At 66.7% G+C, this 14,857-nt stretch carries 9 protein-coding genes; 8 read left to right on the plus strand and 1 reads right to left on the minus strand.

From position 1 onward, the window contains the following. The first annotated feature begins 80 nt into the window (after positions 1-80). The 8 genes from Poly30_RS01380 to Poly30_RS01415 all read left to right on the plus strand — a co-directional run bounded on the left by Poly30_RS01380 (position 81) and on the right by Poly30_RS01415 (position 13,046). Positions 81-3,143: a sigma-70 family RNA polymerase sigma factor gene (locus Poly30_RS01380; RefSeq protein ID WP_145194233.1), complete on the plus strand. Its 3,063-nt coding sequence runs from the start codon at positions 81-83 to the stop codon at positions 3,141-3,143. A gap of 85 nt (positions 3,144-3,228) precedes the next feature. Next, the gene (locus Poly30_RS01385; RefSeq protein WP_419190817.1) at positions 3,229-4,389 is read left to right on the plus strand and encodes a low temperature requirement protein A; all 1,161 of its coding nucleotides are present in this window, start codon (positions 3,229-3,231) and stop codon (positions 4,387-4,389) included. After that, positions 4,386-4,856 carry a zinc metalloprotease gene (locus Poly30_RS01390; RefSeq protein WP_145194235.1) on the plus strand — a complete coding sequence of 157 codons (471 nt, stop codon included), beginning with the start codon at positions 4,386-4,388 and terminating at the stop codon, positions 4,854-4,856. Before Poly30_RS01385 ends, Poly30_RS01390 begins: the two co-directional genes overlap by 4 nt. Before the next feature lie 160 nt (positions 4,857-5,016). Beyond that, the gene (locus Poly30_RS01395) at positions 5,017-6,639 is read left to right on the plus strand and encodes an FG-GAP repeat protein (RefSeq protein WP_145194236.1); all 1,623 of its coding nucleotides are present in this window, start codon (positions 5,017-5,019) and stop codon (positions 6,637-6,639) included. Positions 6,640-6,797: 158 nt separating this feature from the next. Next, the gene (locus Poly30_RS01400) at positions 6,798-7,994 is read left to right on the plus strand and encodes a type III secretion system chaperone family protein (protein ID WP_145194237.1); all 1,197 of its coding nucleotides are present in this window, start codon (positions 6,798-6,800) and stop codon (positions 7,992-7,994) included. Further along, positions 7,991-9,085 (plus strand): S1C family serine protease, encoded by a 1,095-nt coding sequence (locus tag Poly30_RS01405; protein ID WP_145194238.1) that lies wholly within the window; start codon positions 7,991-7,993, stop codon positions 9,083-9,085. The genes Poly30_RS01400 and Poly30_RS01405 overlap by 4 nt, the downstream gene beginning before the upstream one ends. 113 nt (positions 9,086-9,198) lie before the next feature. Next, complete coding sequence (locus Poly30_RS01410) at positions 9,199-12,411, plus strand: WD40 repeat domain-containing serine/threonine protein kinase (protein ID WP_145194239.1); 3,213 nt, start codon at positions 9,199-9,201, stop codon at positions 12,409-12,411. A gap of 107 nt (positions 12,412-12,518) precedes the next feature. Beyond that, positions 12,519-13,046: an ECF-type sigma factor gene (locus Poly30_RS01415; RefSeq protein WP_145194240.1), complete on the plus strand. Its 528-nt coding sequence runs from the start codon at positions 12,519-12,521 to the stop codon at positions 13,044-13,046. Between the two features lie 13 nt (positions 13,047-13,059). Here Poly30_RS01415 and Poly30_RS01420 read toward each other — a convergent pair whose 3' ends face one another. Further along, positions 13,060-14,850 carry a hypothetical protein gene (locus tag Poly30_RS01420; protein WP_145194241.1) on the minus strand — a complete coding sequence of 597 codons (1,791 nt, stop codon included), beginning with the start codon at positions 14,848-14,850 and terminating at the stop codon, positions 13,060-13,062. Positions 14,851-14,857 lie beyond the last annotated feature (7 nt).

Consider the following 14,857-nt stretch of genomic DNA (forward strand, 5'->3'; position numbering starts at 1 on the left):
GCCGATCCGAATACAGCTCGTCGAAGTTTCTCCGCGATCGCTCGTCCCAAAATTCGGCAGGGTGACCTCTCCATCACACCATGGATGCAGACCCGATGGATCTCGACCGGCTCCTCGCGGAGCGGGAATGGCTGCGCCGCCTGGCTCGCAGGCTCGTGCACGACGCGGAAGCGGCCGAAGACCTCGCCCAGGATGCGCTCCTGATCGCTTTGCAGCGCGGGGGAGCCTACAGAGAAGGCAACAGCTCGCGCGCGCTCCGGGGTTGGCTGTCCACCGTGGTCCGTCGCCTTTCGGCGCAGCGCTTCCGTGGCGACGCCCGGCGTCGTGACCGGGAGGCCGCCGTGGCCAGGTGGGAGTCCAGCGATCCAGACGCGCTGGAGCGCGCAGCCCTTCAGCGCGACGTCGTCGACGAGGTTCTGCGCCTCGACGAACCCTATCGCACCGCCGTGACGCTCCGCTACCTGGAGAGCCTCACGTTTGACGAAGTGGCCGTTCGACAGAGTATCGAGCCCGGAGCGGCAAGGAAGCGCGTCACCCGAGGTGTCCAGCAGCTGCGCGTCCAGCTCGACGGCCGCCCCGGTGGCCGCTCTGCGTGGATGGCGGCGATGGCGCCCTGGGTGGTTCCGCCGGGGATCGAGATCGCAGGCACCGCGATCCCGCCCGCTTCGACGAGCGCACACGCCGCGCCGTCAGCCACCATGCTCATCCGCTCCACGATCCCCTTCGCGCTTCCCATGAAGACCTCCACCAAGGCGCTCCTCGCCGCCTCTGTCGTCCTGCTCGCTGGCGGTGCCATTGGATTCCAATGGCTGAGCTTCGATAGGGCTGCGGCCCCCGTCGTCGGGGCCCAACCTCCGGGGGCAGTGGTTCCCCAAGGCGCGTCGGAAGAAGCCCTCGCATCGCTCAGCTCCAGCGGACGTGATCGTGAGAGTTCGGTTGCGCAAAACCCCGAGGAAGAACCCGTTGCGCTCGCGTCGATTCCCGCCTTCCCCGATCGGCCAGCCACTTCCGTCGGCGCGCTCGAGCTGCGGCTCCGCTGGCCGGATGGAACGCCAGCGGCAGGCGTCATCGCGAAGGTCCTGCCCTGGGGTGACCCCACACCTCGGCAGCGACAGCACTTCGCCACCTCGGACGAGGACGGTGTCGCCGTCATCGAGTCCATGAGCGAGGGCCGCGCCGGCGTCTACCTGGAGCGAGGCGGTGGCGGCGTGTTCGATGTTGTCGCCGGGCGTGTCACCCTCGCCGAGATCGAGGTCCCTCGGGGCTTCCAGTTGACGGGGACGGTGCGCGCAGCGAGCGGCGCGGCTGTGGCGGGAGCCTCGATCGTGCTCTCCGAATACGGAAACGGAAATGAAGCCCACGTCGTCGGTATCGCGGATGCCGATGGGCGCTATGCGCTGAGAGACATCGGCGACGGACGCACGCTCTCCGCTCGCGCGCAGGGTCACGGGGCCGCCGGCCGCGTTCAGCTGGATGACATGGCGCCCGGCGAGGCCTACGAGGTCGATCTCACGCTCGGCGAAGGCTCCGGCGGAGTCCGGGGCGTGCTCCAGGATGTGAATGGAGTCCCCGTCAGCGGCGCTCGCCTGCGGATCGCCCCACAGGGCTACCGCTCCGGCTCGGGCAAGGCTCATCCGATCGATCTCGTGAGCGACACGGCGGGAGCCTTCGAGTGCCTGGCGCTGGGCCCGGGAAACTGGGTCCTGATGGTGAAGACCGAGGCCTTCGTTGCACGGTCGATCTACTTCCAGGTTCCGGTCCATGGGATCATCGAGCAGGCGATCACCTTGGTCGTGGGTGAGACCGTTGCCGGAACCGTTCTCCGTGCGGACGGTTCCCCTGCAACGAATGCCACGGTGGGGCTGGGGGAGACGTACGAGCAGTATGACTTCCTCGGGCGCTCTGCCACGACCGACTCGCGCGGTGCCTACAGGATCAGCGGCGTCGCGCCCGGCGGGTACCCGATCCGCGCCTACGAGCATGAGCAAGGCAAGGTCTCGGGTCAGATCACGATCGTCGAGGGCACCGCGACCACGTGGGACGCCCAGCTCTTCCAGGGGCGGCAGGTGACGGGCAAGCTCGTCGACGAGCGCGGAGAGCCGCTCGCCGGATGGAGCGTCGGATCGAGGACTGCCAGCGAACTCTGGGACCGCAGGACCACGACGGAAGGGGATGGCTCCTTCACGCTCGTCAACGTTCGAGCCGACGCCAGCGCGATCGCCGTGGCAGGCGTTCGCCCCGGCGAGACTGGCGTGCTCCTGAACGTTCCGATCGAGGAAGGCCCGATGCTGATTCGCGTCGCCGATCGACTGCGGCCCAGCGCTGCGTTGCGCGTGCAGGTCCTCTGCGAGGGCAAGGCGCCACTCAAGCCGGCCCGCATCCTCGTGACGACGGAAGGATACGGGCGCGTGGAGCGCTACACGGACGAGAGCGGCCTGGCGATCATCGAGGGCCTCCAGGCGGGGCGCGCTGAGCTGGAAGTCGCGGCGGCAGGCTTTGCGCCAGCGTATGTGACGGCTGAGCTCCAGTCCGGTGAGGTGGCCGAGGTCCCAGTGGTCTCGCTCACACCCGGTGGCCAGATCGAGGTCCGCTTTGCGGTTCCGAGCGGCGAGGAACCGTTGTCTCTGCCGAGCCAGATCACGGTCTATTCCGAGGACGGGCGGATGGTGAACTACACGAACCTCGAGGACGGTTCGGGGACGTCAGAGCCCATCGCGCCGGGCACCTACGGTGTGCGGATCAACTCCGGCGGGCGCCTGGATCCTCCCCTGGAGGTCACGGTGGAGGACGACGTGATCACCCGGGTCGAGGCCAACTTGAAGCCCCACGGAACGGCCGTGCTGGCGCTGGTGGACGGCGCTGGAGGGCAGTACAGCGGTCGGGTGCGCTACCGCGTCGTGGATGAGAGCGGTGTTCCGGTCATCCCGTGGACCGTTGAAACCCGGTGGCCGATGCGCGGCATGCCGAAGACCACTCTCTACTTCGTAGGTCTACCGCGCGGCTCCTTCGTCGCCGAAGTGGAAGGGGAACGGGGCGCCCGCGCCGAGGCGAGGTTCGTGGTGACGAAGACGGGCTACGGCTACGTCGAGCCCGAGTCGGGGAATGAGTCGCTGGAGGTCACGCTCGATCCGGGAACCCGCTGAGGCACTTCGCGGCGGGAACGCTGCGGGTCGACCTCGATCTTGGTCAAAGAGGCAGTCGAGACGGCGTGACGGTAGTCTGTGCGCCATGGCCAGACAGCCGATCCACTCACCCGACGACCAGACCGTCACCTTCGTCGAACTCTTCTTTGATCTCGTCTTCGTCTTTTCCGTGACCCAGGTCGTCGCTCTGCTGGTGGGGCATCTGTCCCTCCAGGGCGCCCTCGAGTCGCTTCTCGTGTTCTGGATCGTCTGGTGGGCCTGGACCCAGTTCACGTGGACGCTGAACGCGGCGAACACGCTCCACACCGGCGTCGAGTTGACGACGCTCGTGACCACCGCGATCGCGTTCTTCATGGCAACGGCCATTCCCTCGGTCTTCTCCGGCGGAGCGCTCAGCTTCGCCGTTCCCTACGTGCTCGTTCGAGGGATCGGGCTCGGGCTGCATCTCATGGTGAGCGCGAAGGACCCGGAGCTTCGGCCCGCCGTTCGAGGGTTTGCCATGCGTTCGACGCTGGGGCTGGTCGCGGTCCTCGCGGGGTCCATCGTGGGTGGCTACTGGGTCCACGTCGGCCTCGGGTCCGCCGTGTTCCTCGATCTCTACGCCGCGGGAATGGCAGGGAAGGCCGGGGAATGGAGGATCCGACCCGAGCACTTCAGCGAACGCCACGGGCTCTTCACCATCATCGCCCTCGGTGAGTCGCTGATCGTCGCCGCCAATGGAATGACAGGAGCGAGCTGGACCTTCGAGCTGATCGGCGTCGCCGCTCTCGCGGTCGCACTGATCTGCTCCCTCTGGTGGACCTACTTCGCGCGCACGAAGGAGATTCTGGAGCACGCGCTATGCAGCCGCTCGGGTCGCGATCGCGGGGTCCTCGCCCGCGATGCCTTCAGTCTTGCCCACTTCCCGATGCTCTGCGGGATCGTCGCCGTCTCGGCCGCGGTCGAAAGCGGTCTTCATCACTTCCACGATCCGCTCACCCTCGGCTTCCGACTCTGTCTGGCCGCGGGGATCCTGCTGTTCGTCGGGGGCATGGGCCTGGCGCTCTACCTGGCTTCCGGTCGGCTGTGCAAGGCGCGCTGGATTCTCATGCTTCTCGGGGGCGCGGCGATCCTCTCGTTCCCTGCGCTGCCCGTGGCGGGGAGCCTCTCGATCGCTGCGCTGGCGGTCGCTCTGGTCGCCTGGCTCGAGCAGCGGAGCGCCGCCCGTGCGTCATCGGAATCCTCGGCGGAGGTTCACGTCGCTTGAGCGTTCCTGACGACGAGGTGCTCGCGTGGCACGAAGCGAGCCACGCGGTCGTTGCGCACGTACTCGGAGGTCGCGTGCGTCTCGTGACGCTCGAACAGGACGAGGATGCACTCGGCGGCATGACGTCGATCGAGTGGCCCGCGGAGATGGCCTCGGATCGCGCGGGCTTTTCGGCGCGGGTGGCGCTCGCGGGACCGCTGGCGGAGATCGAACGCTTCGGCGAGGTGGACCCGGACGACGTGCGCGCGCTCGCCGTCTGGGAACTCGACTGGTCCGAGGTCGAGCGGAGCGCACGTACGCTCCACGACGACCCGGTTCAGCGCGAGTCGCTCATTCGTTCCTGGGTGCGGGAGGTGCGAGCGCTGCTGGAGGACCCGCACATCGAGGAGAGAATCGCCCGGGTAGCCGAGGCGCTCGACGCCCACGGGACCCTGGATAGGGACCTCTTCGAGGACTGCCTGGGCTGATGGTTCTCGTTTCCGGCCAGCAGGCCGACGGGCATGCGTCCTTCCCGGAAACCACGCGGTCCATGTGACCCCAGTGGGCCCGGGGCGCTACTCCTGGTGCCTACTTTCCCAGTTCCTGCTACCGTCGCGGCTGGCCACGAACCCACTCACCCCCTTACCGATGATCTATCTCCTCGCCCTCGTTTCTCCTTTCTTGCAAGGGCCGCGGGTCACCGGTCCGGACGTTCTCGTCGACGTGGGACCGGCCCCCGCAGGTCGCTTCGGAGAGGATGTCGCGATCGATGGTGGTCTCATGGCGGTTGGTTCTCCGGGGAGCTCTTCGAACCCAATGGCTCCCGGAACGGTGTCGCTGTTTCGGCTGGGGGCGACGTCCTGGCAGCTGGAGACGCGCCTCGAAGCGCCTCCGGGGATCGGGTCGGCGCCGGCGTTCGGGATGAGCGTCGACGTGGACCAGGGACCCTTCGGTGAGTTCGTGATCGTCGGTGCCCCGGGGGCTCAGCTGACGGCGGGCGGAGTCCAGCGTGGCGCCGCGTTCGTCTACGAATTCACCGGCGCGGGCTGGACGCTGGTCAGCACCGTGCTCGGCGATGGCGCGCTGACTGCGTTCGGCGCCGCCGTGGCGATCGACGAGACGACCGCTGTCATCGGTCAGACCGACTTCGATGGCCGTGCTTTCAGTGCCTCCCGGCGCCCGGCGGGTGACTGGCAACTGGACGGTGAGCTGCCGCGGCCGGGCACCGTCTTCGCCGGCGCGGACTTCGGTACCGTCGTCGACATCGAGAAGCATCTCATCGTCGTCGGAGCGCCGGGTGAGGACTCCGCTGGCTACGATTCCGGTGCCGCCTACGTGTACCGGCGCACGACGCCATCGGGCTCGAGCTTTGGACTGGAGATTCGACTCGAACATCCGAGCGCGGCGACCGTGACCTACCAGGGGAGCGATGTGGCCGTGGACGTCACGGGTTTCGGTATCGAGCGGGTCCTCGTGGGCTCGCAGGACGAGAAGGCCTTCGTGTGGAGACGCGACATCCACAGCGCCTGGTCGCTGGAAGCGCTCCTCACCGCCTTTGACGGCGAGACCGGTGGTTGGGGCAAGTCGGTGGCGCTGGATGGCAGTCGGCTCGTCGTCGGAGCTCCCTGGCGCATCGGCTCCGCGCCTGGCTCGGGAGTGGCCATGGGGTTCACGCTCGATTCCTTGTCGGCGGGCCAGCAAGGATGGGCGCCGACGGCCATGTTCCACCCAGGGCTGGCGATCGACGAGGGCGTCGGCGGGGCGGTGGCGATCTCCGGCCCGCTGGTGGCCGTGGGCGCGTCCCTGTTCGACGGACCGAGCACGGATTCTGGCGCGGTCCTGTCCTACGTCACCGTGCCCCGTCAGGGTCTGGTTCACTGCGCGGGCCGCGAGAACTCGGTTCATTCCACGGCGTCGATCGCCGCCTTCGGGTCGCCTTTCGCGATGGAGGAGAACCTCGGCTTCGATGTGACGGGCCTGCCTCCGGGGACCGTCGGCTTTCTGCTGACGTCCCGTGATCGGGCCCAGATCCCGGGGCTTGGCGGAGGCGCCGGCGACCTCTGTCTGGGTGGCATGATCGCCAGACTTTCGCTCTACCCGCAGACGGCGGACCCGTCCGGGAATGCCACCGTGATCCTCGACTTCCACGGGCTCCCCGCTTCGGTTCAGCTGGTGACGGGAAGCACCTGGAGCTTCCAGTGGTGGCACCGGGATGGGGGGTCGAGTCCCACGAGCAACACGAGCCATGCGGTCGAGCTGACGTTCCTGTAGCCAGGAGTCCGCGCGACACACGGCGATTCTGCCAGATCATCCGCAGGTCTTCAGGCGATCGGGTCGATCTCGGCAGCAGTCGCCGCGGAATGGGCGGGCCCGAACTTCGGTCTCGCCAGGGCGACGGATTCACCGAACCCCGATCGCCCGGAATCTTGATGCAGAAAGCCCCCTCTTACATTTACCCGTTCCGCGAGGCGCCCGGAGCGAATGCCTGGAGCGAGAGCGCCTGGAACGACGCCATCGCGGCGTACCAGGAAGAGCGCTACCACGACGCCCTGAGGTCCTTCCTTTGCATGCTCGACGCCGACAGGGTCCCCGAGGGCAGCCTGGTCGGGAAGGAAATCCACCTGGAGCACGGGTCCGTCCGCATGCGGGTGAAGGTGAGCGAGGACTCGTTCTCCCTGGAGGTGCCGTTCCTTCGTATTCCCGAGGGTGGGCGCGCCGTGGCCATGATGCGCAAGGTGATGAACCTCACCAACGATCTGGCGATGAGCCGCTTCCTCTTGCGCGGTGAGAAGGACATCTACATCGTTCATCGCGATGAGATCGCCGGCGTTCACCCCGCCAAGCTGCGCGGAGTGTTCCTCTCCGTCTGCACGGTGGCCGATACGTACGACGATCTGTTCGAGGACAAGTTCGGCGCCGAGAGGGTCGAAGCGCTCGACGTCGAGACGTGGGACGCGGCCACGCTCGCCAAGAGCCACGGGGCCCTTGCGACCATCGTGTCCGAAGGGCTTGCATTCTGCGATCTCTTCGAGGCAAAGCAAAACCTCGGCTACGCCTACAATTCGCTTCAGTACACCTTCGAGCGCATCACCTGGACCCTCTGGCCCCAGGGTGTCCTTCGCTCGAAGATCTCCGAAACCCGCCGCATGCTGAACGACTCCTCGAAGGGGGGCGCCCAGCGAATCGAACTCGGCAAGAAGGCACTTCGCGAGATCGTGGGTAGCTCCCCCGAGGAGCTGGGGAAGAGCCTCTACGAAGCCCGCTTCATCCTCTCGCAGCAGGATCCCGTCGACTTCGAGAAGTACCAGTCGGTCCTCGAGGGGCCCCGCGACCTGATGGCTCAGCTGCGCAACAGCCGCGACTACGACTACGCCTGCTTCGTCGGATCCCACTCCATCTACGAGGATCTGGCGGACAACCACATGCCCGACGAGGTCGTCAAGATCTACGTGGACGCGCTGAAGGAAGCGGGTGGTAAGCCCGTGAGCGAGGCCTCGGCCGTGCTCCTCCAGGCCATCTCTGAAGTCGAGGCGCTGACCGTGGCGTCCGAGGGAACCAAGGAAGACGAAGTACAAGAGAACATTCGACAGATGCAAGAAGCGCAGCAAGTGAGGGAGTCAGCATGAGTACCACCCAGCAGAAGTTGCCGGTCTTCAAGATCTGCACGGCGTTCGGAACGGGCAGCGGATTCCTCGTCGAAGGCTTCCCCTACATCGTCACCAACTACCACGTGATCGCCGGTGTGACGAAGGTCGCGATCGAATGCCAGGACAGGTCCCGGCGTACCGGTGACGTGGTCTTCATCGACCCGGCCTCGGACATCGCCCTGGTCATGCCAGCCGAGCTTCCGCCCGGCTCGGCGGAGAGCGCGCTCAAGATGGCCACGCTGCTACCCCAGGTCGGCGACAGCTCCTTCATCCACGGCTTCCCCTTCGGTATGCCCTACTCGGTCAGTCAGGGGGTCGTCTCTGCGATCGAGCAGCCCATGGGCGATCGCAAGTACATCCAGACCGATGCAGCCGTCAACCCCGGCAACAGCGGAGGTCCCATGATCGACGGCGCTGGCCACGTGGTCGGGATCACGTCCTGCAAGGTCCGCGACGCGGAGAACATCGGCTTCGGCATCCCCATGGAGCATCTCCAGGCGGATCTCGAGCTGTGCCAGAAAGAAGGGAACGGGGAGTACGCGCTCAAGTGCCCTTCGTGTGAGTCCCTGATCACGGTGCCGGACGAGTTCTGTGACTCCTGCGGCGTGGAGCTGGATCAGGATCAGTTCTTCCCCGACGGCGCGCTGAGCGCTCTGGCGGAGATCGTCGAAGGCGCTCTCGCCGTCGACGGAGCCGACCCCGTCCTCGCGCGCCGGGGCTACCACAATTGGGAGCTCATCGTCGGCAGTGCGGTCATCGAGTGCCTGATGGTGACGAACGAGCTCTTTTGCGTACGGACGTCCATGGCGATGCTCCCGACCAAGCCCAGCGACGTGCTGCGCTTCGTGATGGCGTACGACGACCCTGACTACACCTTCGTGGTCGGCACCTCTGGACGTATTTGGCTGCGCAGCGAGATGCACCTGTCGGACGTGTTCCATCCCAAGCGCCGAGCGACGATCCAGAGAAAGATCTCGCGTCTAGGAAAGGTCGCGGACGAGATGGACAACTACCTGATCGACACCTTCGGCTGCGAACCGAGTCCCGAGACCTACGTCGCCAGCCTCTGAGCCGCTGGCAGACCACTTCCGGGCGACCGGAAGCGGAAAAATGGGACGGCTCTGCAGGAACGGTCAAAATGGTGGAGCGTCGATCCCTGGAATCGCCAAGCTCGTAGCTCCCCATGGACCCGTCCTCCTACCAGCGTTTATCGACGATCCTCTCGCGCGTGCTCGAAGCCCCTTTCGAGGATCGAGAGGCGGTGATGGCGAAGAGCTGCGGAGGCGACAGCGTGCTGCTCGCAGAGGTGCGCAGGATGCTGGCCCTCGCGGAGCCGGAAGAAGGCGTCTTCTCCGACAGCGCCGTCTCCAGGCGGCGCGCGGAGATGGACGTTCTCCTGGACGACGTTCAGGAAGAAGCGGGTGAGTGGCTGCCCGAACGCATCGGTTCGTACGCGATCGAGGAGGTCATCGGGCGCGGAGGGACCGGCGTCGTCTTCAAGGCGAAGCAGGAGCGGCCGTCGAGGTACGTCGCGATTAAGCTCCTCCATCCCGCGTACGCCAGCCAGAAGACCGTCCTGCGGCTTGCCCGCGAGGCAGAGTTCCTCGGGACGTTGCAGCACATCGGTATCGCGCAGATCTTCGAGGCAGGGCTCTTCGACGCGGGGGCAGGCGAACAGCCCTTCCTCGCGATGGAGTGGATTCGCGGCCGAACGCTCCTGGCCCACGCGGATGCGGAGAAGCTCGACACGCGCGCGCGGACCGAACTCTTCGCGAAGGTGGTCGAGGCCGTTGCCCATGCTCATGAGCGCGGGATCACGCACAGGGATATCAAGCCCGACAACGTTCTCGTCGTCGCGGACTCCGGTCAGCCCAAGCTCCTGGACTTCGGCATCGCCGCCATGGAGGAGATGGACGGCGCGTTTCGTCCCACCGCCGATGGAGAGCTTCTCGGGACCGTGGCTTACATGGCGCCGGAGCAGGCGCGTCGCTCGCTGGGCGCCGTCGGCCCACCCACCGACGTCTACAGCCTGGGCGCGCTCGCCTTCGAGCTGCTCGCGCATCGGCCGCTTCGTCAGGTGGCGGGGCTCAGCATCACGCAGGCGCTGGGCGAGGTCGCGGGGCGCGACGCCCCTCGGCTCAGCGGGCTCGGCCTCGGCGTGCCGCGGGACCTCGCCACCATCCTCGAGAAGTGCCTGGCCCTGGCTCCCAGGGGGCGCTATTCGAGCGCCAGCGCCCTCGCCGCGGATCTCCGACGCTTCCTGGAGGACCGCCCGATCCTGGCGAGGCCTCCGTCGTGGATGGATCGCAGCGTCAAGTTCACGAAGCGGCACTCCATTCTGGTCGCCGGTGCGGTGGCGACCACTCTTTCGCTCGCCACGGGCCTCTGGACGACTCTGCGCCAGGCGAAGCTCGCGGAGGCATTGCGGGACTCCTCGCGGCGCGAACTCTACGCCGCCCAGATGGTCCTGGCGACCGGTCAGGCCATCGATCCTGCCACCAGCAGCGAGGTCGCGGCGAGCGTCGATCGCTGGCGAGAGGAGACCGTGCGGACGACGCCGGACGGACGTCCCGGCTGGGAGTGGCTTCTGCTCGACAGTCTTCGGCGGGAGAGGGTGATCGAGCTGGATCTGGCGGGATTACCGCTCCCCATCGCCTGGGATCCGAGCGGGGACCGCATCGCCGTCGGCTTCTCGACGGGACTCGCCATCCATGATCCCTCCACGGGAGAGGAGCTGGCGATCGTTTCGGTCTCCGACAGCCAGACACCGAGCACGCTCATCACGACCGTGGAGTGGGATCCGTACCGGCATGACCGCGTTTTCGCCGCGGGCGTCGGAGCCGTGGCCGCATGGGACGTCGGTTCGGAGGAGCTGCAGTGGAAGCTGGACACGGACTTCTGCGGATCGCTCGCGCCTCTTCCCGACGGCCGCCTGCTCGCGGCCGGGTCCGAGGGGTCGATGCGGGTACTCGACGGCGATTCCGGCGAGGTGCTCGACACCTGGCCGGGCCCGTACGACGAGATGCACTCGCTCGACCTGCATGCGCTGAGCCAGCGGCTGCTTCTCGCCCAGAGCGATGGCTCGTCCGCCGTGCTCGACCTCGTCACCATGGAGCCCGTGCCCGGGAGGATTCCCTGGGAAGCCTCACTGACGTGCCTTCGCTGGCATCCGGACGGCGCCCGTTTCGCCGCCGCGTCCGAGATGGGCGTCGTCGTCGCCCAGGCCGAGCCCTGGGAGATACTGCACGAGTGGAATGCTCACGAGGAAACCACGTTCGCCGTCGATTGGAGCGCCGATGGCTCCCTGCTGGCCTCTGCTTCCGGCGATCGAACCGTCCGTGTCCTCGACGGTGAATCCGGCCAACTCCTCGGCTCGTTCGTCGGGCACGGTCATGTGGTCCGCGACGCTCGTTTCAGCCCTGCGGATCGCCGGATCGCTTCCGTTGGCGCCTATGGCAAGGTGCTCGTCTGGGATGCCGATGAGCCAGATGCAATCCGAACCTGGCTGCCTCCGGATCTGGAGCCGGTCCACGAAGGCCTGAGGCTGGAATGGAAGCCACAGACCGGAACGATCATCGCGATGGACTCGCGCCATCTGCTGGAGTGGGACGGGGTGGCCGGGGGCCGTTCCCGTCTGGTTCGTGAGCTGGGGCGAGCTTTCGAAAGCGCCGACGGTGGCTGGGTCTTCGTCCACGGTACAGACGGAGCCCATGGGATTCGTGATCGCGCGGGCAAGGTCGCGCTGACCTTCGACAACCCCGGCCACGACCCGTTCTTGCAAGGGGCCTGGCACCCGACGCGGCCCCACTTTCTGGCCGCACTCTCCGGCGGTGTCTACCTCTTTCGCATGGATGAGAAGATCGACGCTCAGCCCCGGCGAATCGCTCCCATGGGCGTACAGGTCCATCGGGTCAAATGGTCACGCGACGGAGAAGCCGTGGCCATCGCAACTCTCGCGAGACAGGTGAAGGGTCTCCGCGTTCCCTCCGGGGAGTGCCTCTTCGATCTAGAACTCGAAGTGCCGATCAACGTTCATGGCCTCGACTGGAGCCCCGATGGATCGTCTGTCGTTCTGGGCGCATCGGACGGCACCCTACGCATTCGAAGTGCGCGCGGGGATGACGTCGCGGGCAGCACAGAGCGCCTCTTTCGCGGTCATTCCCGCGAGGTCGACGGCCTTGCGTGGCACCCGGACGGATCGCGGATCGCTTCGGCGAGTCGCGATGGAACCGTCAAGTTGTGGGACCCGTCGACGGGTCTGATGATGGCGAGCTTCAAGTGCCGGTCGAGGCCCACCGACGTGGCCTGGATCCGCGGCGGGGCCGCGCTCGTGGCTGTCGACATTGAGGGCCGCCTCTACACCTACGACGCCACGCGTGGAATCGAGCGACTGTAGCGAATGCGAGACATGCCTCGTCTCCCGGGGATCATGGGCCGTTGCCCCGGAGCCGTGATCCGAGGCGGGGTCTCCCCAGCAGCAATCCCCCGCTAGAATCAGCCACCATGGAGCCAGAATCCCCGAGTCCGACCAACGATCTCTTCCACCTGGTCTACGGGGAGCTTCGTTCGCTCGCGAGGGGCGCGCTCAGCGCGCAGCGGGCGAACCACACGCTCCAACCCACGGCGCTCGTCCACGAGGTCTGGCTCAAGCTCGCGAACCGCTTCACGGAGCCGGAGAGTCGCGGCCACTTCCTGGCCGTCGCGTCGAAGGCGATGCGCCAGGTCCTTCAGGACCACGCGAGGGCCCAGCGCGCCGACAAGCGCGGCCAGCGCGCCATGGGCGTCGAGGTCGACGGGGCTGCTGGCGGGGTCACTGACGGGGCGACCACCGAGTCAGCGGTCGATCTGATCGCCCTCGAGGACGCGCTCTCTCTCCTGGGTGAGCTGAACGAGCGGCACGCGAGGATCGCCGAGCTTCGGATCCTGGGCGGTCTCACGATGCCCGAAATCGCGGGGGAGGTCGGCGTCTCCCTGCGCACCGTCGAGACGGACTGGACGATCGCCCGTGCGTGGCTTCGGACGAAGCTGTAGCTCGCGCGCCCTCTCACGCCGAGGGCGGCAGCGCCTCCTGGAGGGCTTCCCGAAGGGCTGCAACGAGTGAACGCACGGAAACGGCCATCTGCGAAGGCAGCTCTGCCAGAGACCGCATCGACGAGAGCCGTGCCTCCAGCTCGGTGACCACCTCCACCTTCGGATAGCGCAGGTGCTTTGCATGAAACGCCTTTTCAAGTCGACGAGCCAGGTGCTCTTCCTCCGCCAGCTGCGAATGGGCGCCCAGGTCTTCCAGTAGCTGGAAGCCGGCCTCGTCCGCGACGCTTCGCAGCGCGTCGAGCAACAGCATGGCGGGGAAGAGGTCCTCGATGGTCGCACCTTCCAGGTCGAGCCCGGCCGCATCACCCAGGGTGAGGGAGCGGATCGTTCCACGAAGCGCTACCTCCGTACGGATCGACCCTTCGAGCTGTTCCTGGCCTGCCAGTCCCGCTGCATCAGAGTCGAACAAGGCCACCACCTGGAGACCTTGGCGAGCGAGAAACATCGAGACGCCGGCGACCTCGAATGCGCCCCCCGCCGCAATGATGTTGAGCTCCTCGGGGATCGATCGCTCGCCGGACGCCGTCACCAGCTCAGCCAGCGCGCGGAGGATGCCAGCATCCGTTGGGCCCTCGACCACGAGGTTCGTTTGATCGATGCGGAAGCTGGATCGCCCTTGCATACCGAGCGCCGCCATGGGCTTCAGCTCCGTTCCGCGGGCGGGGCGAGCACAGAGGGGTTTCGACTCCTGGTCACTCGGGCCGAGGACCAGCACCTGTTCGGGATGCTGAAGCTCCACATGAAAGGGAAGTCTGGATGAATAGACCACCGGAATGCCTGCGTCGGAATAACCGAAGAGCGTGGGCCGGAGCTGACGCTTGAGGCCGCCCTTGAACGCCTTGCCCGGCGCGTCGAGAAGCAGGATCGGAGCCACCTGGGAGCGTGCGTGCGCGGCCGCGATCCGCAGGTCGAGCGTGAGCTGAAGCCGACGTGCGGGGGGGAGCTTGGCGACGGACTGCGTGCTTCGTCCATTGCGCACCAGGACGCGTAGCTGGTCGCGCTCCTCCGAGATGGCCAGTTCGTGCCGGAGCCCACGCTCGTGCAGGATGCGGTTCAGTCGAGAAAGGCGAGCGGGAAGATGGGCAACGAGCGCCGCTACTTCTTCGAGCGGTGGGGCATCGTGGCGAAGCCCGAGAAGTTCTGCCAGGGCGCGCAGTCCCACGTGCTCCGCGCGATCCGAGTCGCCCTCCCAACCGAGGGCGGAATTCTTCATCAGCTCCATCAGGTCGACTCGATCCGGGAGCATCGATCCGGCCGACGCGTATAGCAGGGAAGGGAACTTATCGAGCACGTGCTGGCGTAGTTCCCCACCCGCTTCCTCCCAGTCCGGAAGCTGGTTGTTCCCTCCGTGAAGGAAGTGGTGGCTCAGCGCTGCCACCCTGAATTGTCCTTCGTAGGTGCGCCCGACGCGTACACCCACGGCTTCGGGTCGAAGAATCCCCTCGTTGACCAGTTCGTCTCTTTCGGACGGCGGGAGTTCAAGATCGAGTGCACACACGATCTGGTCTCCGTCCGGCTGAGGCTTGCGACCCCTTGGCCAGTCGCGCTGGACAGAATAGGGGGAGTGCGCGCGAGGATCGAGGCCCGCGAGTGCCAGCAAGAGGTTCGTCTTGCCCGAGTGCTCGCGGCCCACCAGCGCGGTGACGCACGACAGGGGCACGAAGCCGCTGTCACGTATGGAGCGATACGTCCAGACGCGAAAGCCGTCCGCGCGGAACGCGTGCTCGCTGACGATGGATTTCATGCAGAAA

It is taken from the genome of Saltatorellus ferox (assembly GCA_007751475.1).
Lineage (GTDB): Bacteria > Planctomycetota > UBA1135 > UBA1135.

Coding starts and splice junctions, on each gene's coding strand:
- Poly30_RS01380 (WP_145194233.1), top strand. CDS start 81: ATGGATGCAGACCCGATGGATCTCGACCGGCTCCTCGCGGAGCGGGAA.
- Poly30_RS01385 (WP_419190817.1), top strand. CDS start 3,229: ATGGCCAGACAGCCGATCCACTCACCCGACGACCAGACCGTCACCTTC.
- Poly30_RS01395 (WP_145194236.1), top strand. CDS start 5,017: ATGATCTATCTCCTCGCCCTCGTTTCTCCTTTCTTGCAAGGGCCGCGG.
- Poly30_RS01400 (WP_145194237.1), top strand. CDS start 6,798: ATGCAGAAAGCCCCCTCTTACATTTACCCGTTCCGCGAGGCGCCCGGA.
- Poly30_RS01405 (WP_145194238.1), top strand. CDS start 7,991: ATGAGTACCACCCAGCAGAAGTTGCCGGTCTTCAAGATCTGCACGGCG.
- Poly30_RS01410 (WP_145194239.1), top strand. CDS start 9,199: ATGGACCCGTCCTCCTACCAGCGTTTATCGACGATCCTCTCGCGCGTG.
- Poly30_RS01415 (WP_145194240.1), top strand. CDS start 12,519: ATGGAGCCAGAATCCCCGAGTCCGACCAACGATCTCTTCCACCTGGTC.
- Poly30_RS01420 (WP_145194241.1), bottom strand. CDS start 14,850: ATGAAATCCATCGTCAGCGAGCACGCGTTCCGCGCGGACGGCTTTCGC.